We start from the raw sequence: 24,942 nt of genomic DNA on the forward strand, positions 1-24,942 counted from the left end.
ACTGTTCAGCTTAGTTGCTCTTTGTCGCTCCGTCGTTCAACGCAGCACTTTGCAAAGCTTTTCTGGCTTGCTGTTTGCGCAGCAGTTGCCAGTGCGACAGCACGGTTTTCGGCGCCCAGATCTGCGGCTCCGAGGCTTCGAAATTGTCCGCCAGTTCCCGTTCGGCGACGGTGGCCCTGGCCAGTTTGAAAGCTTGCTCCAGATCATCGGTCTGGTTCAGGGCCTGGGCGAACAACGCGTCACCGAAGTAAGTGAAGTTGGCTTCCTCCGAGCAGCCGAAAGACACCCGATCCGCGCGCGAGGCGGTCATGATCAACGTGCGCTCGTCTTTCAGCGCCGGGATGAAGCCGCCGGAGTAGCACGACGAAATCACGATAATCTTGTCGCGGTTTTTCAGCGGCGCCAGCACCGCGGCGAGTTCGTCGGCGGGCAGATCGGCCAGTTCCATGCGCGGCTGGTCGAGCACCAGCTCATGCTCGGCGGTGCCGTGGCTGGTCAGGTAGATGAACAGCAAGTCTTCCGGGCCACTGCGTTCGGCGAGGGTTTGCGCGGCGCGGCGCAGGTTCTCGCGGGTGGCCATCGGCCGATCGCCGAGATGGTCGCGGTGGTTGACCAGGCGAATCTGGCCATAGGCCCCGAAGCGCGTGTTGAGCATATTGGCGACGTAATCGGATTCACGCAGAAATACGCTTTGCTTGCCGTCTCCGCCGAGGGTCAACGTGTACAACTCGACAGCCGGGGTCGAAGCGGGGATGGCGGCCAACGCGTCATCGAGCAGGCGGCCCTGAGCGAGCAAGCCGAGTTCGAGTGTATCGGGCAGCAACTTGCCATCGGCGTTGCGCACGCGCTGGCCATTGATCCAGATGCCGCTCAGCACGCTGCCATCGGTAAGCACCAGAGTGCCGCGTCCGGAGTAGCTGTCGTTGTCGAAGCCGCCGATGTAAAAGCTGCCATCGGAGAGGTTCAGACGGCCCTGACCGCTAAAGCGCCAGTCACTGAACACGCCGATGTAATGGCTGCCGTCGGCGCCGATCAGTTCGCCCTTGCCGGTCAGGGCGCCTTCCTTGAACTGACCGAGCCAGACATCGCCGTCAGCGTTTTCGTAGCGACCTTTGCCGTGCAGTTGATTGTTCTTGAAGCCGCCGACATAGATGTCGCCGTCTGCGCTGTTGAAGGTACCGTTGCCTTCCAGCTGACCGTTGACGAAATGCCCGCTGAACGAGTTGCCGCTGGCATCGCCGCGCTGACCCTCACCGTTGGGTTTGCCGTGGGCGAACTGGCCTTGATAGGAGCTGCCGTCGTCCATTTCCAGGCGGCCGAGCCCGGAATACTGGTCAGCCCTGAATTCGCCACGGTAGGTCATGCCGTTTTCTTTCAGGGTACCTTCGCCTTCGCGGCGTCCCTGCTTGAAGCCACCGGTGTAGCTGCTGGCGTTAGTGGTCAGACTGCCCTGGCCGTCGAACAGGCCTTGCTGAAACTGCCCGCGATAAACTTCGCCATTGCTGCCGTGCCATTCGCCCTGACCATGCCACTGGCCCTTGTCGAACTGCCCGGCATACCAACTGCCGTTGGGGTAGTCGACGCGGCCCTGACCTTGCAGCAAGCCATCGACCAGTTCACCGCGATAGCGTCCGCCGTCGGGCAGACGCGCATCCGGGGGCAACAGCGATTCGCCGTCGCCGCACGCGGTGAGCATCAGGGTCAAGGCAAGGGGTGCAAGACGAGCAAGTGAGCGCATAGCGGGATCCGGGCAATTAGGCGACCGAGTATGCCGCAGCTACGTGACCTAATGCAGCCGGTAAAACCAGTGTTGACGCGAAACAGCGTGCGCTGCTTCGCATCCAGAACCATCAGACGAAGCAGAGCGACAGCGGCTCGGCGATGTAGGCAGGTTTGTCCGAGCCTTCTATCTCCAGTGTCGCGGTGGCCTTGAGCAGCCACTGGCCCGGTTTTTTCTCGGTCACTTCGCCCAGATCGACCTTCAGGCGAACTTTGGAATTGACCTTCACTGGCTGGATGAAACGCACGCTGTCCAGACCATAGTTGACCACCATCTTCACGCCTTGCGGCAGGATGAGGATGTCTTCCATCAATTTCGGAATCAGCGACAACGACAGGAAACCGTGGGCAATGGTGCTGCCAAAGGGCGTTTGCGCGGCTTTGACCGGGTCGACGTGAATGAACTGATAATCACCGGTGGCTTCGGCGAACAGGTTGATGCGTTCCTGATCGATGGTGAGCCATTCGGAACGTCCGAGTTCCTTGCCGACATAATCTTTGAGCTCTGCAACGGGAACATAGGGCATTGAGACTCTCCTTGGGTTCATCGGTTTTATAGTTTTTCAGGTGGGGGGATTTGACCTCCCTGCGAACCACTGTAGATCATCATGGCGATTTGCTCCGGTCAACCGACCATGCTTTTGGCGAATGCCGATCCATAGCGCAGGCGTGCTTATAATGCCGAGCCCCTGCTGGGCGAAAAGTAAGACGGAGATGTCGGATGTTGCTACGTGGCCTGACCCTGCTGGTGCTGTTTCAATTGCTCGGCACGGCGCTCAATCATTTGCTGTTGCCGGTGCTGCCAGGGCCGATCATCGGTCTGCTGCTGTTGCTGGTCTTCCTGATCATGCGTGGTGAAGTCGGTGAGCCGTTGAATCTCGCGGCCGGCAGTCTGCTGCGTTATTTGCCATTGCTGCTGGTGCCGCCAGCCGTCGGCGTGATGGTTTACGCCACGGCAATCGCTGCAGATTTCTGGGCGATTGTCGGCGCGCTGGTGCTGTCGCTGATTCTGTCGATGGCTTTCGCCGGGGTGCTGATGCAGCGCCTGGTCAGACGGCACGCACCCACGTCGGAGGAGTCCTGATGCTTTTCGACTGGCAGGGCGCTTGGGCTTCGGTCATTCATCACCCGCTGTTCGGCATAGGCATCACCCTCGGTGCCTATCAACTGGTGCTGGCGGCGTTCGAGAAAACCCGCTGGATCTTTCTGCAACCGGTGCTGGTCTCCATGCTGTTGGTGATCGGCGTGCTGGTCGGCTGCGGCCTGACGTATGCCGAATACCGCAAAAGCACCGAGATCCTCAGCATTCTGCTTGGCCCGGCGACTGTGGCACTGGCGGTGCCGCTGTACCTCAACCTGCGGCGTATTCGCCAATTGTTCTGGCCGATTTTTACTACGCTGGTGATAGGCGGGGTGGTTGCCACGGGCATGGGCGTGTTGCTGGGCTGGTGGTTCGGTGCCGAGCACATGATCCTGATGACCATGGCACCGAAATCGGTGACTTCGCCGATCGCGATGCTGGTGGCCGAGCAGATCGGTGGCGTCGCCGCGCTGGCGGCGGTGTTCGTCCTGATCACCGGGGTGATTGGGGCGATCTTCGGCCCGGCACTGTTGACCCGCCTCGGCGTGCACAGCCCCGAAGCGCGCGGTATGGCGCTGGGCATGACCGCACATGCGGTCGGCACCTCGGTGGCGTTGCAGGAAAGTGATGAGTGCGGCGCTTTTGCGGCGTTGGCGATGAGTCTGATGGGCGTGGCCACGGCGGTGTTCCTGCCGTTGGCGGTGTCGATGGTGGTGTAAGGAAATGTCTATGAGTCTGCCGCTTTTCCCGCTGAACACAGTGCTGTTTCCCGGCTGCAATCTCGACTTGCAGATCTTCGAGGCGCGCTACCTGGACATGATCGGCCGCTGCATGAAACAGGGCGGCGGCTTTGGCGTGGTGTGCATTCTTGATGGGCACGAAGTCGGCGTCGCGCCCCAAGGGTTCGCGCTGGTCGGTTGTGAAGCACGTATCACCGATTTCCAGCAGCAGGACAACGGCTTGCTCGGCATTCGTGTGCAGGGCGGGCGGCGGTTCACAGTGTTGCGTACCGAAGTGCAGCGCGACCAGTTGATCCTCGCTGAGGTCGACTGGCTGGATGACGAACCCGAGCAACCGCTGCAGGACGAAGACGCTGACCTGGTGGCGCTGCTCAAGGCATTGGCCGAGCACCCGATGGTGGAAGCGCTGAACATGGGCACCGACGCGCTGGGGCAGCAATCGCTGGCCAATCAATTGGCCTATCTGCTGCCGTTTGCCGAAGAGGACAAGATCGATCTGTTGCAACTCGACGATCCGCAGCAGCGGCTGGATGCGATCCAGGCATTGCTCGATGAGTTGCAGGGCGAGTTGTTTGCCTAGTTGTTATTTGAATCAAATACTGGCACTTGCCAGCATTGTCGTGATGAACCCTTTGACTTAACTTCAAGTTGCCCGCAGGACGCGGGTGACCTGAATGACAATAAGGAATGAATCATGACTGTTTATGAAGATGAGTGGGGTTTCTGGGACGACATTGCCGGTAAATATATTCTCAAGAATGCCGGAGTCGATCACAACGCAAATCATATTGTTGATGCCGCGGCCACATACTCGGACTTGATGGTGCTCGCACGACGCAAACGTAAAGCCGCCAGAATGCCTGCCGGCGATATCCCTCGAATTACCGCGACAGCCGAGTCCGTGGCCGCAGCCGCGATTGCCTGAACTATTTTGTGATGTGCGAAACAATCTGCCGCGCAGAGACTGCCGACGGCAGGTGTCCGCACAGAGGTGGTTACATGTCTACGAATAAAAAAGAAAACAGTGCATTTACCGCAAATCTATATGTCGACGGTCTGCCCGTGGTGCTCAATCATCAGCGTTTGCGTCAGCGCCTGCGCGATCCGCGCCTTACCCGGCGTGAGCAAATGGAGGTGGAAGTGGCCTTGGCCGACAAACGCGAGACCCGCTTTCTGACACTCGCCGATCACGAAGATGACAAACCGCTGTTGTTGACCTTCACGCCCCATGGCGACAGCTTTGCGATCACTGTTGCCTTGCGCGGTGTTCACGACGGCGCGCGACTGTTTATCGAAAGTCGCACGCACAATGTGCTGGTGAGCCAAAAAGAATCGGGTGAGTTGTTTTCGATCAGGACAGTGGGGCTGTCACGGGCGGTCTTCCGTGATCTTCAACCGGGACCGCTTTATATTGAAATTGAGAGCGAGTCGAACAACAAACCGTTGTATCGAAATACCGCTGATAGAATGAATGTTTTTAACAACGTCGACCCCAATGTCACCGGGCATAATGCGTTTAACAACAAGCCGGTAATATTTGTACTCAAGATTATTGATCAACTCCCCCTCGCCGCATGATGAGGCGCGCTATTCATCGCTGTGATGAGTAGCGCGTTTTAATGGTTGTCGGATCAGGTACGGTAGTGCTCGGGAACGGGCCAGATGATGTCGTTCGAAAACGTCTCAGCACCCTTCGGCAAGTCCAGAATCACTCCGCCGGAGCTGGCGATTTTCGCTATCAGATCGTCATAGGGGGTAGGGCGAAAAAAGGTATGAGTCCTGAGGGTCCCATCCCATGTTGCTTGCTCGATAGACTCAACGTTATCTCCGGCCTCTCGAAAGACATCTTCAACTCGTGCAGCCCGGCTGCGGTCCGAGTGCACCAGCCAGATTCGCTCGGCGCTGATTCCGCGCTTGGGCATGGATATCTGGCCTTCCAGTTTATCGCCCTGAAAATCCATGTTGTTCAGATAAATGTTTTCCGCTTGGGGGACCACCTCGACGCCGCGGGTGTCGATGATATAAAGAAAGCCCAAGGCTTGTTTGCGCCGACGCAATGGGTAGTCGTGCGAATAGTCCAGTTCAAACGAATTGTCAGAATCGTCCGTCGAACCAAAGCGCCCTCCGTACGACGAGCCGCTGTCAGAACTGACATGTCCCGGATATCGATTGGCTTGGCTGTTGTACCGCAGAGGGTCGGAATAGTAATCGAAGTTCATGTAGCCCAAGGCGTCGTCGAGACTGAAGGTCGTGCTGAAAGGCAGTTCCGTGGTGGAGTCGTAGTAGTTGCCCTTCAGTCTGAACAGGCGCTTGTCTCGCGCCAGTTCAAAGGGTGTGCGCAGATCGGCACGGAACATGCCGGGGATGTCGGTTCGGTATAGCATCCCGTGCACATTTCGCTTGTAGCCTGAGTGCATTAGATAGCCTTCCAGAAAGTCGTTCTGATAACGCAACTCGACATCGGGTAGCGCGTTGCTTGGATGCTCGCCTTCATTTCTCAACCTGAGAATATACGGTTCCAGTTCTTCGGCAATCTGGCTGAAACGCTGTTCATCATTACTCAGGGTCAATTGCTTGTGCTGTTCGGCCCATTCGGGAAAACCCTTGTCCATGTCAGGAATCAAGCGTTTTTGCTGGGCAATGCTCAAGTTGTAGCTGCGCAGAAGTTCGGCGCGTTCAATTCGGGATTTCTGCGGGTAACACCACTTCATGGAATTCAAGAGCGATTTGTCCTGATTGGCATTGTCTACGCGCCTTGCCCACTCTGGCGCTCTGCCGAGGGCTTGGGCTTCGTCACGAAAGGCCAGCACTTCTGCACCGTGAATGTTGTACGCATTCCATATTTCACCATCGGTCCAGTGCGCAAGTTTCAAAGGTACGGATGCATCTCCGCGAGCCTCGCTCGGTTCGACTTTAACCAGCCTGCCGTCAGTATCCTCAAAGGCAAAGCCGACATTCCTGCTTGAGATCACCCGACCCTGATGCGGCACAAGCGCCGTTTCGTGCACCGCGTAGTAGCCCTGTGCGTCTGGCACATAACGAGAATAATAAGTAAGTCTTTCATTCAAGGTGTAGCGCTCGGGAGAGTAGTACTCAATGGGCTTCTTCAGACTCCAGAGGTTACTGTCGGCCACTCGATAAAGCGGAGGCCCTGATGGCACCCGCTCACTGGGCAACCGCGCCCGATAGGCCTTGATCAGGTCGTGGAACGCCACCATCACCGTCATGTCGGCGGCTGATCCATCTTCGTTGGCGATGTCGGCGAACTTGCGTCCCTTGTGCACCTTCAATCCGTCGGCATCGTGGCCCAAAGACGCGTCGACTCTTTGCAAATAGGGCTGCAGAGGCGACGTCGCCGCCCCGCGCCGGGCGATCTGCGTCTCGGGCATCTGCGTGATCGTTATGCTGGGCTCGACTCTCGCGGTGCTGCTGTGAGGGTCGTCGGCATGAAAACCCGGCGATTCGTTCGTGCCATCCGGCCTGACGCGACCATGCAAATGGAAGTCCGGCTCGACTGGACGTTCGTGGGGCACCGTACGGGATGTCGAGGTGCCGGACGTTTCGGATGTCGGGGAAGGGCGTAGCGGCCCAGGTTTTTGGCGCATAAAGGTCACTCCATGTGATTGAGCCAGCCATCCTTTGGCTGACGTGGGCAGGTGCCCGCCTGAACGTGTGATTCACCCGGGCACCTTGTTGAAGACGGACAGGTCGCGGTCAGGTCCTGTTGCTTGAAAAGACCAGATCCTGCGGGTTGATTCTCGCCTGCGGATCGCTATCGAGGCTCCAGTACTTGTGCACTGAGTTGTAAACCACTGTGCTGACGGTTTTTGCCTTGATGCCGATGTGGGTTACATGAACCCTCGTCGCCAGTTCGTTTCGTTGTTGATGTGCGTTGATCTCGGCCAACAATGCTTCGACACTGGCGTAGGCGCTGGCATCGATGACGTAAAGTTGCAGTACTTCGAACAGCAGGGAAATTTCATAAATATTGCCGGACGAAGTGGCCACGCTGATGGATTCCACCGGCGCGTCGTTGTCGATTTCGGGCAATTCAATCGTGACGCTGGCGATGCGCAAACGCTTGCCGTCCAGTTGCATGTCGTCGCGGGTGACCGTTTCTTCCATTGCTCGGGTATACAACGTCCAGGTCGAAGCATCCGCGGTTTTGGCTGTAGCACCTGGGGTCGAAAGGCGAATGATGGTGTTGCTGGCAAGATGCACATCGTAAGTCGAACTCTGGCCTTCGAGCACATAAATGCCTGTGTGCGGACCCTTGTCGATGGTGATGCGACTGGGTTGTGCCGTGATTGATGGCTTTGCGCTGACCAGCGATCTGACAAAACGGTAATTGCCGTTGCGTTGTTTGAGGCAACTGCGAGTGCTGCGTACGCGAAGCCCGGGGCTCTTCGCATCGTCTTCATAATCCAGTTCTGGCACTTGCAGTCGGTATGAGACTTGGTCCTGCATGATCAGAACAATGTTTTGCTGCAGGTATGGCGTAGTGACTTTCAGGCTGTTTCTGCCACTGTAGCCGGTAGCCGCCGCGATGGGCTGGACGATGCCTTTGAACATCACGACTTTCGAGGGCAGCCTGACCGACAGGGTGAAGTCCTTGTAGTACAGGTGGGTGTTGCCCGAGACGCCTTCGCGCACCTGCACGTCATAGCTGACTTGCACGTCGATGATTTCAGTGTTGTCGAATTCCAGATAAACAATGCGGGACGTTTTGGCAGTGTTGTGCCGGGCGACAAACTCCACCTGACGATCGGTTCGACAGACAAAGTGTTGTTTCAAGCCTTGTTCCACGATCTCCACTGTGCCGCCATTCACGATCTGTGGTGCAGGGGCCGGTTGGCCGATCACGACCACTGCAGGCTTGATATCCTGACTTGGTACGTCATCCAGCTGCTTAGGCAACTGCGCCAGCAGTTCATAACCATCCTGGGTCTTGAAGCGGAATCGATCATTTTTCAGCTGGCGTTTGCCATCGATCCTTTGATAGACATTTTCCAGCGTCAGCACATGCTCGGGATCGTTGCCATCCTCGCCACGCAATGACCTGATCACCAGCGAGGTGCCGAGGATCTGCCAGCGCTGAATGATGTCCGCGGGCCAGCCGAATTCGATCAGGCTTGATTGTTCACCGTCCTCGACAATGGTCGTTCGAACGTTGGTATTCGCGATGTAATAACGATCTGCGCCGCTGCCGCCTTCCACCCGACAGTCGACTCCGTAAAGGGCAATCGTGTCGTCGCCGGCGCCCGCGCTGATGCTGTCGGAGCCATGGGCGGAAATCTGATTGGGCTCGTCGTTTCCCTCGATCCGGCTGGTGCCCTGGCGCAGTGTCGAGACGTTTTCGATTGAGGTGAGGTGCGCGACCTCAATCGCATTCACCGCAGGATCGAGGGCTCGCAGCAGCACCCTGCCGCTGTGCAGACTGATGTCGTGGCCGACCTGGCGGGTATCGCTGAGCGGACGGCTGCCTTCGAAGGCCAGCGTGTCGGAACCTGCTCCGCCATCCAGCACATTGAGATGCGCCGGTTTGCCGGTCCGGTTCAATTCCTGCTCGGTGATGTCCTGATAAAAAGCATCGTTGCGGTCGCCCCCGGTCAGTGCCTTGTGATCCGCGCGATAGGTGAACAGATTGGGCTTGTCCCGAACCCCGATGACCCGGTCATTGCCATCACCCAGACGCCAGAAAACACCTTTGTTGTCCCCGGCACTGCCGGAAACTTTGCCGTTGAGACTGGCGGGCAGGCCGTCGCCGGCATCAATCACGTCGTCACCGCCGACAACCACTGCCTGGCTGTCGAGCTTGAACGGTTGTTCGCCAGCGCTTTCGTCCCATTGGTAGCGCCAGATTTCAACGGGCTTCAACTCCACCTGGAAGGCGCCGTTGATCACGTGCTCGATGGAGTGTTTGTAGGCACCCTCCAGCATGTCTTTGGCCGATAATTCGAGTTGTTGCTGGTGGTCTCGATAGCCCTTGGCAATCTTGAAACGATCCAGTACGTCCTTGTCCAGTTCCTTGTTGGTGAAGGCGAACCAGCCCGAGCGCAGACGTTCTTCAAAGGTCAGTTCGATGTAGTCATCGATGTCGTCTACGACTCTGGCGGCCTGGTAGATCATCGAGGCGGCAATGAGCAATCCGGCGGCGACGAGTCCGACCGGTCCTGCGGTACTGCCGAAACCGGCCAGCGCGGCAACGCCCAGTATCAGGCTGATTCCCGCACCCGCTACGCTCAGGCTGCCGTTGACATAGTGATCCTGAGCCTCTTTGCCCTGCGCTGTCGCGGCGGCATTGAATGACTTGATCGCATCGGCAATGTCGAAGGGCAGGGTGATTGCGCTGGCGAACATTCCGGCACCGCGGCTCATGTATTTGCCCACCGAGGTCAACGGGAAATACTTCAGTGCGGTACCGCCATTCCTGAGCATCGCTTCGCCGGTCTTGGTCAGCCCTCGTTCGATGATCAATGAGCCGAATTCAGCAGCGATGGAGCCCCCCTGAAACACCGCTTCCAGCGTGTCGCCATGCTTGATCGCATCGATCATCGCTATGTAACCGCTGTAGATGCCGAACGCTTGCATACCGACACCGGCACCACTCATCAGATAGCTTTTGTTTTTGCTGATCCAGCCCGGGGCATTTTCCAGGGCGTCGGTGCGGTGAATATCCAGCTTCTGCACGGCTTTGCCCAATTGGTTCAGACGATCCATCGCGCTACCGGGATCTATGGTGGTGTCGGCGACGAACAGCGGTGTGGCATCGATGGAACGTTTGCAGGCGATTTCGTAGAACAGCATGGCCGCCTCGCCGCTGTCTGCGATGTCCACGGATCTCAAGCGCGCCTGCACCCTGTCGGCATTGAAGTTCAGTCCGTCGATAAAGCGTTGATCCGCTCGTTGCATGCCGGCATTCGCCGTATTGATGGGCTGGCCATTGACCTTCGCGCCCAAAGCCTGAAGTTCGACGCGGCTGGCCATCACCTCGCCGATGCGCAAGGGGCCGAAATGCTGGTCGAGGGCTTTGAGCGTGCGTCGGTAGGGGGCACCCGCATCGTCTGCCGGGGTTGCGTCCTTGAGAACGCCGGCCGATGGCGAATGAGGGTTGGCCGAGGTGCTGATGGTGGCGACCTGAATCGGGCTCAGGTTGGCAATGTGCGGGGGTGCAGCGATAGGTTTTGACATGTCATTAATCCTTTAATGAAAGTGCAGGGGCGGTGTCCGTACCGGTGTGTTACTGATTTTGAGACGTGGGCCTTGGCGGCTCCGGCCAGTTGATGTCATAGGCGAACTCGTCGCCGTTGCCCGACAGCCTGAGTACAGGCTTGCCAGCGGCTTCGGCGTTATCGATCAACTGGTCGTATTCGAATTTGTTCGGCTGTCCGCCATGGGTAGCGGCTTCGATGCGCTCTGCACTGGCGCCTGCCTGAGTGCGGATGTCATCGATCTTCATTGCTTTGGTCAGGGCTGAGTTCAGCAGCCAGATGCGCTCGGCACCCAGACCGCTGCGGCTGACCGATATCAGCCCTTCGAAGTCATCGTCGGGAAACCAGGTGGGGGGTGTGTCGCGGGCCGCGGAATTGAAACTCATGTTTTCTTCATGGGGCACCACCTCCAGGTGGCGGGTGTCGAGCACATACAAAAACATTTCCTGCTGCCGTGTGCGGGTTGATGCGTAGTGTCGATCGTGATCCCACGGGACCGGGCTTGCGGCATCGGACCATTCGGACGACGAGGTGCTTTCTGTGTCGCTGGCATCGCTGCCCGAAGCGCTATCGTCAGCCTCTCTTCCCGGGTGTTTGTTGGTCTGGCGGTTGAAGCGCAAGTACTCAGGATCAGGCGCGCGCGCGTACATCTTTCCTTCTTTGAGGCTGAAGGTCGCGCTCATCGGCTTATGTGTGGTCGCCCCGGGGCTGTGCTGGTATCGCGGCAGCATGAAGCCGTCACTGGCGAGTTCGAACGGTGTGCGTTCATCGCCCCGGAACAGCGCCGGAACGTCCGTTCTGTACAAACAGTTGTTCTTGTTGCGCCTATAACCGAGCTGGCTCAGCAGCGCTTCGCGCACGGGCGCAGTCAGGCTGGTTTCGGGGTTGTACCAGTCATGCCGGGCATCGCGCTTGAGGTTGAGCGCCTCGACGGCGTCGCGGCTCATCTGTTCGAGGCGCTGCGGATTGTCGACGTCGTCGATCAGCCGTTTGTGTGCCTGTGCCCATTGCGGCATTTTCGGCTCGGTTTTCAAGTCGTGTTGCAAGCGGGTCAATTGACTGGGCAGCAGGTTGTAGGACTGCAGGAATGCCTCGCGCTGTTTAAGGTTCATGGTTGGCTGCAGCCAGCGCAGGGCGTCGCGCAGCAAGTCTGTGTGTGGGTTTGTGACTACAGGTTCCGCCCATTGCGGGCGCTTGCCATTGGCCTGGGCTTCGACGCGAAAACGCACGAGTTCCTGACCGTGGAGGTCATACGTTTGCCAGATCTCGTGATCGGTCCAGTGCTGCAAATGTGCAGGCTGGGCAGCGAATCCGCCAGCGGGTGGATCGACCGGGATCCACCGGCCGAATTGATCCCTGAAGGCAAATTGCGTGACCGCCGGGTTCACCGCGAATGCGGGTGTCAGTTCGTAATAGCCTTGGGCATCCGGTGACCGCAGCGATGCCTTGTAGCGATTCGAATCGAGGTGGGCGGGTCGAGGCCGTTTCGCCACCGGGGCGGCGCCGGGTTGATCGCTCGCGGACGGCGCAGGTCGTTTTGTCGGGGCCATGGCAGGCGCTGGATGTTCCGTCAGGCGCCAGGTCAATCTTCCTTCGTTCCTGTAAAGCACCGAGCCGGACGCTGTTCGCTCGGCGAGCAACTTGCAGCGATAAACGCCGGCGGCATCCTGGCCGACATGGGTGGTGCGTAAACGGCCTTCATGTTCGACGTCGACAAACTGCCGTCCGACGATCCAGCGAAAGCCGTCGTCCTCTGCCGGTTTCATTCCGCGCAGAAATTCATCGCGCAGCCAATAAGTGTCTGGCGATTTATCCCGGGCGAGATGCGGCGATCGTGGAACCGGTATGGCCTGGACGACAACGGCAGGCGGGGTGTTAGTCAGGTTCGGATGGCCGCCAGTGTTGTGCACGGGTTCCTGGCCACCTGGGAAACCTAGTAAGCGGAAAGTCGAAGGCCCGCCTGGGGGGAGGGAGGTATCGATTCGCTGCGGTGGGAATGCGTTCGCATCAGGTTGTTGTGTTGAGGGCAGGGAAGGTTTGCGGGGTGTTTTTGGACTCATGAAACTCTCGAAATCAGTTGATGTATTGAAACCCTCGATGTGTAAGTGAAGTTTTTGTCTGGCAGGCAAGTGCAAGCATGTTCACTGTGTTGAGCAAGTGTCGGCGGGTTTCAATGGGTTTGAATTTAATCTAACCGGTTTTTCGAGTTATGGAAGGCGTTGTTGTGGCGGTTTCTAAATGATGTGTAACTTCTATTGTTTTTAGTTTGAAGTGTAGGAAGTTGCAGTTTTGGCAATAAGAAGTTTTCCCTTGGGTAAGTAAATTTTGATAAGGGAACAGCGCTGCTCATGTCGGAGATTTCCTAAAAGAGCAGCGCGAAAGGAATAAGGCTTGTATATCGGCTCGTTCAATAGGCGTAACGCAACAGTGTATGGGGCAGATGCCGCAGCACGAAAAAGCCGAACAGCGCCACCATCGCTGGCAGGATCAACCACCAGATCTTGAATGGCATGGGATTGAGCGGGGTCTTGCGCTGGCTCAGCCACAATGTGGCGGCGCAGACACAGGCGGCGAGCATGGCGCCGGCCAATACGTCAGTTGGCCAATGAGCTCCCAGATAGACCCGTGACAGGGCGATGGACAGTGCCGGAATACAGGCGATCAACAACCAGGTCAGGCGCATGCGCGGTGGTTGTCCGCGCCCCGCCAGCACGGCCAGGGTCAGAAACAGGGCGAAAGAACCTGAGGCATGGCCACTGGGCATGCTGTAAGTGGTCAGTGGATCGCTCAGCACTTCCGGGCGCACCCGGGCAAAGAAGTATTTGGTCCCGGTGTTGGCCAGTGCAGTGATCAACAGCGTGCCGCCGGCGAAGATTGCCTGGCGCCATTGCCGGCACAGCAGCAACAGGCCGGTCAGCAGGACGCTGAACAGCAGCATGTTGCGGAACTCGCCGATCAGAGTCAGCGTGACCGCGATTTCATCCAGCATGGGCTGGCGATGTTCCTGCACCAGCGTCATGACGCCTTGATCGAGCGCTGTCAGGTACGGATAGCCTACGAACAGGCCAATCAGAATCAGCAGGCTCATGCTGCTGATCCAGATCGTCGCCCGACGGTGGCGGCGCAGGCTGCTGTTGACGCTGAGCCCGACCATGACAGCGATGCTGCCGGCAACAATCCCGGCTTCCAGCCAGAAGCCTTCAGGCAATGGCAGGCGGAAGGCCGCGCCGGTGGCCCAGCCCGGCAGCAGATAGGCCAGACTCCAGCCGGCGGCGGCCAGCAGGCTGACAGCGGCGAAGCGCGGGAAGGGCATGTCGCACATACCGGCGACCATGGGCAGCATCGGTCGCAGTGGCCCGATGAAGCGGCCGACCAGCAGGCTGGCAATGCCGTAGCGCTGGAAATACGACTCGGCGCCGGCCATCCATTCCGGATGATGCCGCAGCCCCGGCAGACGCCGAATGTTCTGGTGGAAGTGGCGGCCGAGGAAATACGAAACAGCATCGCCGAGAATCCCGCCAAGGAAACCCAGCAACAGGGTTTCGCTCAGCGACAGAGCGCCGCTGCCAGCCAGAACGGCGACGGCAAACAACAGCACGGTGCCCGGCACGATCAGGCCGGCAATTGCCAGGCATTCCACGAAGGCAACAATGAACACCGCAACAGCCAGCCACTGCGGATTGGCCGCCAGCCACCCGGTCACGCTATCGAGCCATGGGCCCATACAGAAAAACTCCAAACCATTGATGATCCCTGTGCAGGAGTTGCCAAAGGCTGCACAGGTTTGTGTTTACAGCAGAAAATAATCCCGGCCTTCGACCTGACCGCGTCGCAGCGGGTTCCGCGTGCACCACTGCGCATAGGCTGCGTCGACAAAACGGTACATCAGGTGCTCGTCACGGCCATGGGGAATGCCCAGTCGGGTGGTTTGAATGATGTGCGAAGGTGCCGGCCCGGTGTCTTCCACCAGAAGGACTTCATGATCGAAACGCTTGGCGTCCCACACTGGCACTTTCAATCCCAACGCTTTGCACAGCAAGGTTTGCCCGGCGCAGAGCTTTTGCGAAGGACGCGCACGTCCCTGAGCGTCGGGATTGTTCAACAGCATTTGCGCCAGACTCGCCTGCCCGCTGATTTCATCGACCCACGGATAGGCAGATTTGATCAGTACCGCATTGCCCGGACCCTGCGCACTGAAATTCAGCGAATCGCCGCCCCGGGCGTAATACATATAGATGTGGCCGCCATCCAGAAACAAAGCCTTACGCTTTTCTGTGTAGCCCAACGAGGCGTGGCTGCCTTTTTCGGCGCAGTAATAGGCTTCGGTTTCGATGATTCGCGCGCTCAGCCACAGATCGCCGACCCGGTGACGAATGACTTTGCCGAGCAGATCCTGCGCGAGTACTTGCGCATCTCGGTCGAAAAAAGCGTCCGGCAGCCCCAGCGGCAGGCGTTCGGTGCGGTTGCGAACGGTCAGGTTGGACATGGCAGGCAACGTTTATCCAGACTCAGGAGGTCGTGATGATAACAACGGAAGGCTTAATTGGGCCTGAACACCGGCGAATCCGCGTTCATTTCGACCATCCGCCCGTCACCGCTGTTAGTCCCGGGACGCGACAGCTATAATCTGCCGCTTTCCTCTTTGCCAAGACCCCAGCAGACCATGACTGAGTCCGTTCTTGACTACATGACCCGATTGGGTCGCGCCGCCCGCGAAGCTTCCCGGGTCATCGGCCGTGCCAGCACCGCGCAGAAAAACCGCGCCTTGCAGGCTGCTGCCAATGCCCTGGACGCCGCCCGTGCCGAGCTCGCCGCAGCCAATGAACAGGATCTGGCCGCCGGTCGCGCCAATGGTCTGGAGCCAGCCTTGCTGGAACGTCTGGAACTGACCCCGGCACGCATCGACGGCATGATCGTCGGTTTGCGTCAGGTCGCTGCACTGCCGGATCCGGTCGGAGCGATCCGTGACATGAGCTTCCGCCCGTCGGGCATTCAGGTCGGCAAGATGCGTGTGCCGCTGGGCGTGATCGGGATCATCTATGAATCCCGCCCCAACGTGACCATCGATGCCGCGAGCCTGTGCCTGAAGTCCGGCAACGCGACTATCCTGCGCGGCGGCTCCGAGGCGATTCATTCCAACCGGGCAATTGCCGCGTGCATTCAGCGCGGTCTGGCCGAAGCCGAACTGCCGGCCGCCGTGGTGCAAGTGGTCGAAACCACTGACCGGGCCGCCGTTGGCGCGATGATCACCATGCCCGAGTACGTCGATGTGATCGTGCCGCGCGGTGGTCGTGGCCTGATCGAACGTATCAGTCGCGATGCCCGTGTGCCGGTGATCAAGCACCTGGACGGCATCTGCCACGTCTATGTCAGTGCCCATGCCGATTTGCCGAAAGCCCAGCGCATTGCCTTCAATGCCAAGACTTATCGCTACGGAATTTGCGGTGCGATGGAGACGTTGCTGGTCGACCAGACTGTTGCCAGGGATTTCCTGCCGGCGATGGCCGCGCAGTTCCGCGAAAAAGGCGTCGAGTTGCGAGGTTGCGAGCGCACCCGGGCAATCATTGACGCCGTTGTCGCCAGCGAAGACGACTGGAGCACCGAATACCTGGCGCCGATCCTGTCGATTCGCGTGGTCGACGGTCTGGATCAGGCCATTGAACACATCAACCATTATGGCTCTCATCACACCGACTCGATCGTCAGCGAAAACCTCGCTGACACTCGTCGTTTCGTGGCGGAAGTCGATTCGGCGTCGGTGATGATCAACACGCCGACGTGCTTTGCCGATGGATTTGAATACGGATTGGGTGCCGAGATCGGCATTTCTACTGATAAGCTGCACGCCCGCGGCCCGGTGGGCCTCGAAGGGCTGACCTGCGAGAAGTACATCGTGGTCGGTGATGGCCAGTTGCGCGGCCAGGCGACGGTCTGACTTGACCGACCTCGACCTGACAGCGCCGCAAACCGGCAGCGAGTCCCGCCCTAAACGCATCGGCGTCCTGGGCGGTACGTTCGACCCGGTGCACATCGGCCATTTGCGCGGTGGGCTGGAAGTCGCCGAAGCGCTGGCGCTTGACGAGTTGCGCCTGATGCCGAATGCGCGCCCGCCCCATCGCGGGGCGCCGCAGGTGTCGGCGCAGGATCGGCTGGCGATGGTCGAGTGTGCGGTGGCCGGCATGCCGCCGCTGGTGGTGGACGCCCGCGAACTGCAGCGGGACAAGCCGTCCTGGACCATTGATACCCTGGAGTCGATGCGCGCTGAAATGCCCGCCGAGACCCAGGTTTTTCTGCTTTTGGGCTGGGACGCATTTTGCGGCCTGCCCACTTGGCATCGCTGGGAAGAGTTGCTCCAGCATTGCCACATCCTGGTGCTACAGCGCCCGGACGCCGACAGCGAACCGCCGGATGCCTTGCGCAACCTGCTGGCAGCGCGTTCGGTGAGCGACCCGCTGGCCCTGAAAGGGCCGAGCGGACAGATTGCATTCGTCTGGCAGACACCGCTCGCGGTTTCCGCCACCCAGATCCGTCAACTGCTGGCCAGCGGTAAGTCGGTACGTTTCCTGGTGCCCGACGCGGTCCTGGCCTACATCGATGCGCACGGTCTGTACCGTGCGTCGAACTGAACAAGGCGTGCTTCACTGATACGAATCCACGTGTCGCCAAGCCGCCGAATATATGAGCAAAACGAGTTTTATATGACTGACAAAGACCAAACCAAAGTAAAGCGCAAAGGCACATTCAAGAGCGCCCCGCTGCCTGAGCCGGTCAACACCAACGAACCGCTGAAAGGCGACGAGCTGGTCAAGATCGCCGTAGCCGCTCTGGAAGACGTCAAGGCGCAAGACATCCAGATCATCGATGTTCGCGACAAGCAGAGCATCACTGACTACATGATCATCGCCACCGGTACCTCCAACCGCCAGATCAACGCGATGCTCGACAAGGTTCGCGAAGAAGTCAAAAAACAGGGCGCCAAGCCGCTGGGCGAAGAAGGCAAGGGCGACAGCGACTGGGTGCTGCTCGACCTGGACCTGGTGATCGTGCACATGATGACTGCCTCGGCACGCCAGTTCTACGACCTGGAGCGCCTGTGGGCCGGTGCCGAGCAGAGCCGTGCGGCCGACGCCAAGCACCACAGCCCGGAAAACACCCACGAGCACTTCACCAAGCTCAACAAAGACCAGCTGTAAGGGATTGCTGTGCGACTGCGCCTGATCGCCGTCGGTTCACGCATGCCCAAGTGGGTGGAAGAAGGCTGGCATGAATATGCCAAGCGTCTTCCGTCCGAGCTGGCGCTGGAACTGGTGGAAATACCGCTCAACACCCGTGGCAAAAATGCCGACGTGGCCCGATTCATCCGCCAGGAAGGCGAAGCCATGCTGGCCAAGGTCGGGCAGAACGAGCGGATCGTCACGCTGGAAGTCCACGGCAAACCCTGGAGCACCGAGCAACTGGCGGTCGAGCTCGACCGCTGGCGGCTGGATTCGCGCACGGTCAACTTCATGGTGGGTGGCCCGGAAGGGCTGGCGCCGGAAGTCTGCGCCCGTGCCGATCAGCGCTGGTCGTTGTCGCCGCTGACGTTGCCGCACCCGCTGGTGCGGATCCTGATCGGCGAACAGTTGTACCGTGCCTGGACCGTGTTGTCCGGTCACCCTTACCACAAGTAAGCCAGCCCCCATGTCTCAGCCGATCCGCATCAAGGACCACGAAAAGGACGCACGCCTGGTGCGCAGCCGCGTCGTGTTCGGGGCCATTGCGATCATGCTGCTGATCGGTGTGTTGATCGCGCGGCTGTATTACTTGCAGGTGATCCAGTACGAGTACCACTCGACACTTTCGGAAAACAACCGCGTCCATGTGCAGCCGATTCCACCGACCCGCGGGTTGATTTTCGACCGCAATGGCGTGGTGGTCGCGGACAACCGGCCAAGCTTCAGCCTGAGCATGACCCGCGAGCGTTCCGGCGACTGGCAGCAAGTGCTCGACGTGATCGTCGAAGTGCTGGAGCTGACGCCCGAGGATCGGGTGATTTTCGAGAAGCGCATGCGTCAGGGCCGTCGGCCGTTCGAGCCGGTGCCGATCCTGTTCGAGTTGAGTGAAGAGCAGATCGCCCGGATCGCGGTGAACCAGTTCCGCCTGCCCGGCGTGGAAGTGGTCGCGCAATTGGTCCGTCACTATCCGCAGGGCGCGCATTTTGCGCACTCGGTCGGTTACATGGGGCGGATCAACGAGAAAGAGCTGAAGAGCCTCGATCCGGTCAACTACAGCGGCACCCATCACATCGGCAAAACCGGCATCGAGCGTTTCTACGAGCCGGAATTGCACGGTCAGGTCGGTTACGAGGAAGTCGAGACCAACGCCCGTGGCCGCGTTCTGCGTGTGCTCAAGCGCACCGATCCGATTCCCGGCAAGGACATCGTCCTGAGCCTCGACATCAAGTTGCAGGAGGCCGCCGAGGCAGCGTTGGGCGGGCGACGCGGCGCGGTGGTGGCGCTGGATCCGAAGACTGGCGAAGTGCTGGCGATGGTCAGTCAGCCAAGCTTCGATCCTAACCTGTTTGTCACCGGGATCAGCTTCAAGGCTTATGCCGAATTGCGTGATTCCATCGACCGGCCATTGTTCAACCGGGTGCTGCGCGGTCTGTACCCGCCGGGTTCGACGATCAAACCGGCGGTGGCGATTGCCGGTCTCGATTCCGGTGTCGTGACGGCATCGAGCCGGGTGTTCGACCCGGGCTATTACATGCTGCCCAACTACGATCACAAGTACCGTAACTGGAACCGCACCGGTGACGGCTTCGTCGATCTCGACACGGCGATCATGCGTTCCAACGACACCTACTTCTATGACCTGGCCCACAAGCTCGGCATCGATCGGTTGTCGGCCTACATGAACAAGTTCGGCATCGGCCAGAAGGTCTCGCTGGACATGTTCGAAGAATCCCCCGGCCTGATGCCGTCCCGTGAATGGAAGCGGGCGACGCGCAAACAAGCGTGGTTCCCCGGTGAAACCCTGATCCTCGGGATCGGCCAGGGCTACATGCAATCGACCCCGCTGCAGTTGGCGCAAGCCACGGCACTGGTCGCCAACAAAGGCGTGTGGAACCGTCCGCACCTGGCCAAATCCCTCGAAGGGGTGAAACCGGTGGACGAGAATCCGATGCCGGACATCGTTCTGCGTGATCCGTCGGACTGGACCAAGGTCAACCACGGCATGCAGCAGGTAATGCACGGTGCTCGCGGTACCGCGCGCAAAGCGGCGATCGGCGCGCAATATCGCATCGCCGGTAAGTCGGGTACCGCGCAGGTGGTGGCGATCAAGCAGGGTGAGAAGTACGACCGCTCCAAGGTCCAGGAGCGCCACCGCGACCACGCCTTGTTCGTCGGTTTTGCCCCGGCAGATGATCCGCGCATCGTCGTATCGGTGATGGTCGAGAACGGTGAATCCGGTTCCGGCGTTGCCGCGCCCGTGGTGCGTCAGGTCATGGACGCCTGGCTGCTCGATCAGGACGGACGTTTGAAGGCCGAATACGCCAGCCCAATCAGTGCGGAGGCTACGGCCCGTGATGAATAACTTTGATCGCATGCTCTCCAGTGAGGATGTGATGCGTCGCCGTGCGACGTTGCTGCAAAGACTGCATATCGATGGCCCGCTGCTGATCCTGCTGCTGATTCTCGCCGCCGGCAGCCTGTTCGTGCTGTATTCGGCGAGCGGCAAGAGCTGGGATTTGCTGGCCAAACAGGCCACGTCCTTCGGCATCGGTCTGGTGTCGATGATCATCATCGCCCAGTTCGAGCCGCGCTTCATGGCACGCTGGGTGCCGCTCGGCTATGTGATCGGCGTGGTCTTGCTGATGGTCGTGGATATCATGGGCCACAACGCCATGGGCGCCACCCGCTGGATCAATATCCCCGGGGTGATCCGCTTCCAGCCCTCGGAATTCATGAAGATCCTGATGCCGGCGACGATCGCCTGGTACCTGTCCAAGCGCACGCTGCCGCCGCAACTCAAGCATGTCGGCATCAGTCTGATGCTGATCGGGGTGCCGTTCGTGTTGATCGTGCGCCAGCCTGACCTGGGGACTTCGCTGCTGATCCTTGCGGGCGGTGCGTTCGTGCTGTTCATGGGCGGGCTGCGCTGGCGCTGGATTCTCAGCGTGCTGGCGGCGGCAATTCCGGTGTCGGTGGCGATGTGGTTTTTCATCATGCACGACTACCAGAAGCAGCGAATCCTGACCTTCCTCGACCCGGAAAGCGATCCGCTCGGCACCGGCTGGAACATCATTCAGTCGAAAGCCGCGATCGGCTCCGGCGGCGTATTCGGCAAAGGCTGGCTGCTCGGCACTCAGTCGCACCTGGACTTCCTGCCGGAAAGCCACACCGACTTCATCATTGCCGTACTCGGCGAAGAGTTCGGTCTGGTGGGCATCTGCGCGCTGCTGCTGATTTATCTGCTGCTGATCGGCCGGGGGCTGGTGATTACCGCTCAGGCTCAGACACTGTTCGGCAAATTGCTCGCCGGTGCGTTGACCATGACGTTTTTTGTTTACGTTTTCGTCAACATCGGTATGGTCAGTGGCCTGTTGCCGGTCGTAGGGGTGCCGTTGCCGTTCATTAGCTACGGAGGAACTTCGCTGGTGACGCTGCTGTCAGCGTTTGGGGTTTTGATGTCGATCCATACCCATCGCAAGTGGATCGCACAGGTTTGAATAAGGTGAAGAGTTCAATGCAAGTAATGCGTGGCTGGGCGACTCGATGCGCGCCGCTGGTTGGCCTGATGGGCCTGCTGGGCAGTGTGCAGGAAGCGCTGGCCGGCGAATACGAAGGCTCGCCACAGGTGGCCGAGTTCGTCGGTGAAATGACCCGCGACTACGGTTTCGCCGGTGAACAACTGATGGGTGTGTTCCGCGAGGCAGAGCGCAAGCAGTCGATTCTTGACGCCATTTCCAAGCCCGCCGAACGGGTCAAACAGTGGAAAGAATACCGTCCGATGTTCATCACTGACGCGCGCATCGCCCGTGGTGTGGATTTCTGGCGCCAGCACGAGGCGACGCTGGCCCGTGCCGAGCAGGAATACGGCGTGCCGGCACAAGTCATCGTGTCGATCATCGGCGTTGAGACCTTTTTCGGACGTAATACCGGTAATTTCCGGGTGATCGATGCCTTGTCCACCCTCGGTTTCGACTATCCTCCCCGTGCCGAATTTTTCCGCAAGGAACTGCGCGAGTTCCTGCTGCTGGCGCGTGAAGAACAGGTCGACCCATTGACCCTCAAGGGCTCGTACGCCGGGGCCATGGGCCTGCCGCAGTTCATGCCGAGCAGTTTTCGCGCCTATGCGGTGGATTTCGACGGTGACGGCCACATCAATATCTGGAACAACCCGGATGATGCGATCGGCAGCGTCGCCAGTTATTTCAAGCGTCACGGCTGGGTCGCGGGTGAGCCGGTGGTCAGTCGCGCCGATATCCGCGGCGAGCAGGTCGATGAAGGCCTGACCACTGGTATCGAACCGACGAAGACTGTCGGAGAGTTGCGGGCGCTGGGCTGGTCAAGTCATGATGCGCTGCGCGATGATATGCCGGTTACTGCATTTCGCCTCGAAGGCGACAACGGTCCTGAATACTGGATGGGCCTGAAGAATTTCTACGCAATCACGCGTTATAACCGCAGCGTGATGTACGCCATGGCCGTACATCAACTGTCTGAACAGCTGGTACAAGCACGGGGCGTCAAGTAATGCGGGCATTGCCTAACAATAAACCCCTGAAGCTGGTGGCATTCGCTGCGTTGGCGGTGCTGGTCGCCAGTTGTTCGACCAGCCGTTCGCCGACCCAGAAAACCTCCTCGACCGCTGTGCGCGCCCAGCCGGGCCTGGACATCAACCGTGCGCACAAAGACGGCGCGCCGTGGTGGGATGTCGATGTGTCGCGCATCCCCGATGCGACACCGACCCTGCACACCGGCCCGTACAAGGCCAACCCGTACACCGTGCTGGGCAAGACCTACTTTCCGTTGCAGGAATCGAAGACCTACGTGGCTTCGGGTACGGCGTCCTGGTATGGCACCAAGTTTCACGGTCAGAACACCGCCAACGGCGAGGTCTACGACCTGTACGGCATGAGTGCCGCCCATAAGACGTTGCCGCTGCCAAGTTATGTGCGGGTGACCAACTTGGACAACAACAAGAGCGTGATCCTGCGGGTGAATGACCGTGGGCCGTTCTATTCCGACCGCATCATCGACTTGTCCTACGCCGCAGCGAAGAAGCTCGGTTACGCCGAAATCGGCACCGCGCGGGTCAAGGTTGAAGGCATCGATCCTCAACAATGGTGGGCCGCCAAGGGCCGTCCGGCGCCGTTGATGCTCAACGAGCCGCAAGTCGCGCAGAATAGCGCCCCGGTGATCACGGCCTCGGCCGGCACCGTCGAGCAATGGACGCCACCGCCGCAGCAACATGCCGCCGACACCGTCCCAGTGCCGATGAGTGCAAAAAAAAACGCTTCTGCACCAGCGTCTGGCCAGTATCTGCAGGTGGGCGCGTTCGCCAACCCGGACGCTGCAGAGCTGCTGAGGTCGAAGCTCAGCGGGATGGTGAGCGCTCCGGTGTTCATCAGCTCGATCGTGCGCAATCAGCAGACCCTGCACCGGGTGCGCCTGGGGCCGATCGGCTCGCCGGGTGAAATTGCCCAGGTGCAGAACAGCGTACGCCTGGCCAACCTGGGGTCGCCGAGTGTGGTCACCGAGTAATACGTAGAACTTGATTGACGGTTCACTTGCGGTATTGGGGGGTGAACCAGGTTGTTGGCTCGTCGAAGAACAAAAGCCCGGCAAGGGTGACTGGAGTGAGCAACTGAACACGCGATGGCTCGTTAGAAAGTCATCTGATTAAATTTTGTCCGCAAGGACAGTTTCCATTAGCGATTTCGAGAGACGGATGAACATCACCACCTTTGCCAAACGCCTGTGTCTGCTAGTCCCGCTGCTCCTCTCGCCAGCCGCTTTCGCGGCCGAGATGATGCCGTCGCCACCGCAACTGGCCGCCAAAGCCTACGTCCTCATGGATGCCGCCAGCGGCAACGTGCTGGTCGAGAACAACGGTGACCAGCGTCTGCCACCGGCCAGCCTGACCAAACTGATGACCGCGTACATCGCTACGCTGGAAATCCGTCGTGGCCAGATCGGTGAAAACGATCCGGTGACCGTCAGCGAAAACGCCTGGCGTACCGGCGGTTCGCGGATGTTCATCAAAGTTGGTTCGCAAGTGACCGTCAGCGACCTGCTGCACGGCATCATCATCCAGTCCGGCAACGATGCCAGCGTGGCACTGTCCGAGCACATCGCCGGCAGCGAAGACGCGTTCGCCGATCTGATGAACAAGACTGTCACTGAACTGGGCATGACCAATACCCACTTCATGAACCCGACCGGTCTGCCGAACCCGGAGCACTATTCGTCGGCTCACGACATGGCGATCCTGGCCCGCGCGATCATTCACGAAGACCCGGCTCACTACGCGATCTACTCGCAGAAAGAGTTCTTCTGGAACGGCATCAAGCAGCCTAACCGCAACCTGCTGCTGTGGCGCGACAAGACCGTTGACGGTCTGAAAACCGGTCACACCGACGAAGCCGGCTACTGCATGGTGTCTTCGGCCGTACGTGACGGCCAGCGTCTGATCGCGGTGGTGTTTGGTACTAACAGCGAAGTGGCCCGCGCCGCTGAAACCCAGAAGCTGCTGACCTACGGTTTCCGCTTCTTCGAAACCCAGACCTTCTACCAGAAGGGCACCGAACTGGCTCAGGCCCCGGTGTGGAAAGGCACCACCAGTCAAGTCAAGGCCGGCCTGGCTGAAGACCTGACCATGACCCTGCCAAAAGGCCAGCTGAAGAAGCTCGCTGCGAGCATGACCATGAACCCGCAACTGACCGCGCCAATCGCCAAGGGCGACGTGATCGGTAAAGTCGAAGTCAAACTGGAAGACAAGGTTGTGCACAGCGCTGACCTGATCGCTCTGGATGGCGTCGAGGAGGGTGGTATCTTCCGCCGCATGTGGGATAGCATCCGTCTATTCTTCTACGGCTTGTTCAACTGATTTGTGTTGACCTGCATGGCCCCGCCCCGATCCGGTG

The 24,942-nt window shown here is 59.4% G+C and carries 21 protein-coding genes; 14 read left to right on the plus strand and 7 right to left on the minus strand.

Translation table 11 applies throughout. The features are described from left to right. Positions 1 to 10: 10 nt before the first annotated feature. A complete protein-coding gene (locus ACM6IV_RS24675; protein ID WP_414872024.1) occupies positions 11 to 1,738 on the minus strand; it encodes a C13 family peptidase in 1,728 nt (575 codons plus the stop codon). Between the two features lie 112 nt (positions 1,739 to 1,850). Next, positions 1,851 to 2,306, minus strand: a complete 456-nt coding sequence (locus ACM6IV_RS24680; RefSeq protein ID WP_007909575.1) for a MaoC family dehydratase — start codon at positions 2,304 to 2,306, stop codon at positions 1,851 to 1,853. Between the two features lie 194 nt (positions 2,307 to 2,500). Here ACM6IV_RS24680 and ACM6IV_RS24685 point away from each other — a divergent pair, with 194 nt between their 5' ends. The 5 genes from ACM6IV_RS24685 to ACM6IV_RS24705 all read left to right on the plus strand — a co-directional run bounded on the left by ACM6IV_RS24685 (position 2,501) and on the right by ACM6IV_RS24705 (position 5,178). Continuing rightward, positions 2,501 to 2,863: a CidA/LrgA family protein gene (locus ACM6IV_RS24685; protein ID WP_414872025.1), complete on the plus strand. Its 363-nt coding sequence runs from the start codon at positions 2,501 to 2,503 to the stop codon at positions 2,861 to 2,863. Next, on the plus strand, positions 2,863 to 3,579 hold the full coding sequence (locus tag ACM6IV_RS24690; RefSeq protein WP_053124192.1) for an LrgB family protein: 717 nt from the start codon (positions 2,863 to 2,865) through the stop codon (positions 3,577 to 3,579). Before ACM6IV_RS24685 ends, ACM6IV_RS24690 begins: the two co-directional genes overlap by 1 nt. 10 nt (positions 3,580 to 3,589) lie before the next feature. Further along, the gene (locus tag ACM6IV_RS24695; RefSeq protein WP_414872026.1) at positions 3,590 to 4,180 is read left to right on the plus strand and encodes an LON peptidase substrate-binding domain-containing protein; all 591 of its coding nucleotides are present in this window, start codon (positions 3,590 to 3,592) and stop codon (positions 4,178 to 4,180) included. A 114-nt stretch (positions 4,181 to 4,294) separates the two neighbouring features. Continuing rightward, the gene (locus tag ACM6IV_RS24700; RefSeq protein WP_414872027.1) at positions 4,295 to 4,525 is read left to right on the plus strand and encodes a hypothetical protein; all 231 of its coding nucleotides are present in this window, start codon (positions 4,295 to 4,297) and stop codon (positions 4,523 to 4,525) included. 74 nt (positions 4,526 to 4,599) lie between these two features. Beyond that, complete coding sequence (locus ACM6IV_RS24705) at positions 4,600 to 5,178, plus strand: hypothetical protein (RefSeq protein ID WP_414872028.1); 579 nt, start codon at positions 4,600 to 4,602, stop codon at positions 5,176 to 5,178. Positions 5,179 to 5,231: 53 nt separating this feature from the next. Here the strand turns inward: ACM6IV_RS24705 and ACM6IV_RS24710 are convergent, their stop codons facing one another. The 5 genes from ACM6IV_RS24710 to ACM6IV_RS24730 form a co-directional block, all read right to left on the minus strand. After that, entirely contained in the window at positions 5,232 to 7,205 is a 1,974-nt protein-coding gene (locus ACM6IV_RS24710) for a hypothetical protein (RefSeq protein WP_414872029.1), read from the minus strand. Positions 7,206 to 7,314: 109 nt separating this feature from the next. Then, positions 7,315 to 10,791: a calcium-binding protein gene (locus ACM6IV_RS24715; protein WP_414872030.1), complete on the minus strand. Its 3,477-nt coding sequence runs from the start codon at positions 10,789 to 10,791 to the stop codon at positions 7,315 to 7,317. Between the two features lie 49 nt (positions 10,792 to 10,840). Continuing rightward, on the minus strand, positions 10,841 to 12,946 hold the full coding sequence (locus ACM6IV_RS24720; protein WP_414872031.1) for a hypothetical protein: 2,106 nt from the start codon (positions 12,944 to 12,946) through the stop codon (positions 10,841 to 10,843). A 272-nt stretch (positions 12,947 to 13,218) separates the two neighbouring features. Then, positions 13,219 to 14,535 carry a bifunctional DedA family/phosphatase PAP2 family protein gene (locus ACM6IV_RS24725; RefSeq protein WP_414872032.1) on the minus strand — a complete coding sequence of 439 codons (1,317 nt, stop codon included), beginning with the start codon at positions 14,533 to 14,535 and terminating at the stop codon, positions 13,219 to 13,221. Positions 14,536 to 14,601: 66 nt separating this feature from the next. Next, positions 14,602 to 15,297 carry a DNA-3-methyladenine glycosylase gene (locus ACM6IV_RS24730; protein WP_414872033.1) on the minus strand — a complete coding sequence of 232 codons (696 nt, stop codon included), beginning with the start codon at positions 15,295 to 15,297 and terminating at the stop codon, positions 14,602 to 14,604. Positions 15,298 to 15,474: 177 nt separating this feature from the next. Here ACM6IV_RS24730 and ACM6IV_RS24735 point away from each other — a divergent pair, with 177 nt between their 5' ends. From ACM6IV_RS24735 to ACM6IV_RS24775, 9 genes are all read left to right on the plus strand, one after another. Further along, a complete protein-coding gene (locus tag ACM6IV_RS24735) occupies positions 15,475 to 16,746 on the plus strand; it encodes a glutamate-5-semialdehyde dehydrogenase (RefSeq protein WP_414872034.1) in 1,272 nt (423 codons plus the stop codon). Beyond that, complete coding sequence (gene nadD / locus ACM6IV_RS24740; RefSeq protein ID WP_414872035.1) at positions 16,715 to 17,437, plus strand: nicotinate-nucleotide adenylyltransferase; 723 nt, start codon at positions 16,715 to 16,717, stop codon at positions 17,435 to 17,437. Before ACM6IV_RS24735 ends, nadD begins: the two co-directional genes overlap by 32 nt. Before the next feature lie 72 nt (positions 17,438 to 17,509). Then, positions 17,510 to 18,004 carry a ribosome silencing factor gene (gene rsfS, locus ACM6IV_RS24745; RefSeq protein ID WP_008087903.1) on the plus strand — a complete coding sequence of 165 codons (495 nt, stop codon included), beginning with the start codon at positions 17,510 to 17,512 and terminating at the stop codon, positions 18,002 to 18,004. A 9-nt stretch (positions 18,005 to 18,013) separates the two neighbouring features. Next, positions 18,014 to 18,481 (plus strand): 23S rRNA (pseudouridine(1915)-N(3))-methyltransferase RlmH, encoded by a 468-nt coding sequence (gene rlmH / locus ACM6IV_RS24750; protein WP_009051038.1) that lies wholly within the window; start codon positions 18,014 to 18,016, stop codon positions 18,479 to 18,481. 10 nt (positions 18,482 to 18,491) lie between these two features. Next, positions 18,492 to 20,387, plus strand: a complete 1,896-nt coding sequence (mrdA, locus tag ACM6IV_RS24755; protein ID WP_414872036.1) for a penicillin-binding protein 2 — start codon at positions 18,492 to 18,494, stop codon at positions 20,385 to 20,387. A 31-nt stretch (positions 20,388 to 20,418) separates the two neighbouring features. Beyond that, positions 20,419 to 21,522 (plus strand): rod shape-determining protein RodA, encoded by a 1,104-nt coding sequence (gene rodA / locus ACM6IV_RS24760; protein ID WP_414872170.1) that lies wholly within the window; start codon positions 20,419 to 20,421, stop codon positions 21,520 to 21,522. Positions 21,523 to 21,539: 17 nt separating this feature from the next. Further along, a complete protein-coding gene (mltB, locus tag ACM6IV_RS24765; RefSeq protein WP_414872037.1) occupies positions 21,540 to 22,550 on the plus strand; it encodes a lytic murein transglycosylase B in 1,011 nt (336 codons plus the stop codon). After that, positions 22,550 to 23,560 carry a septal ring lytic transglycosylase RlpA family protein gene (locus tag ACM6IV_RS24770; RefSeq protein ID WP_250607768.1) on the plus strand — a complete coding sequence of 337 codons (1,011 nt, stop codon included), beginning with the start codon at positions 22,550 to 22,552 and terminating at the stop codon, positions 23,558 to 23,560. Before mltB ends, ACM6IV_RS24770 begins: the two co-directional genes overlap by 1 nt. Positions 23,561 to 23,747: 187 nt before the next feature. Next, the gene (locus tag ACM6IV_RS24775; protein WP_250607770.1) at positions 23,748 to 24,905 is read left to right on the plus strand and encodes a D-alanyl-D-alanine carboxypeptidase family protein; all 1,158 of its coding nucleotides are present in this window, start codon (positions 23,748 to 23,750) and stop codon (positions 24,903 to 24,905) included. Positions 24,906 to 24,942: the final 37 nt, after the last annotated feature.

Source organism: Pseudomonas sp. IT-347P (genome assembly GCF_949768005.1).
Classification (GTDB): domain Bacteria; phylum Pseudomonadota; class Gammaproteobacteria; order Pseudomonadales; family Pseudomonadaceae; genus Aquipseudomonas.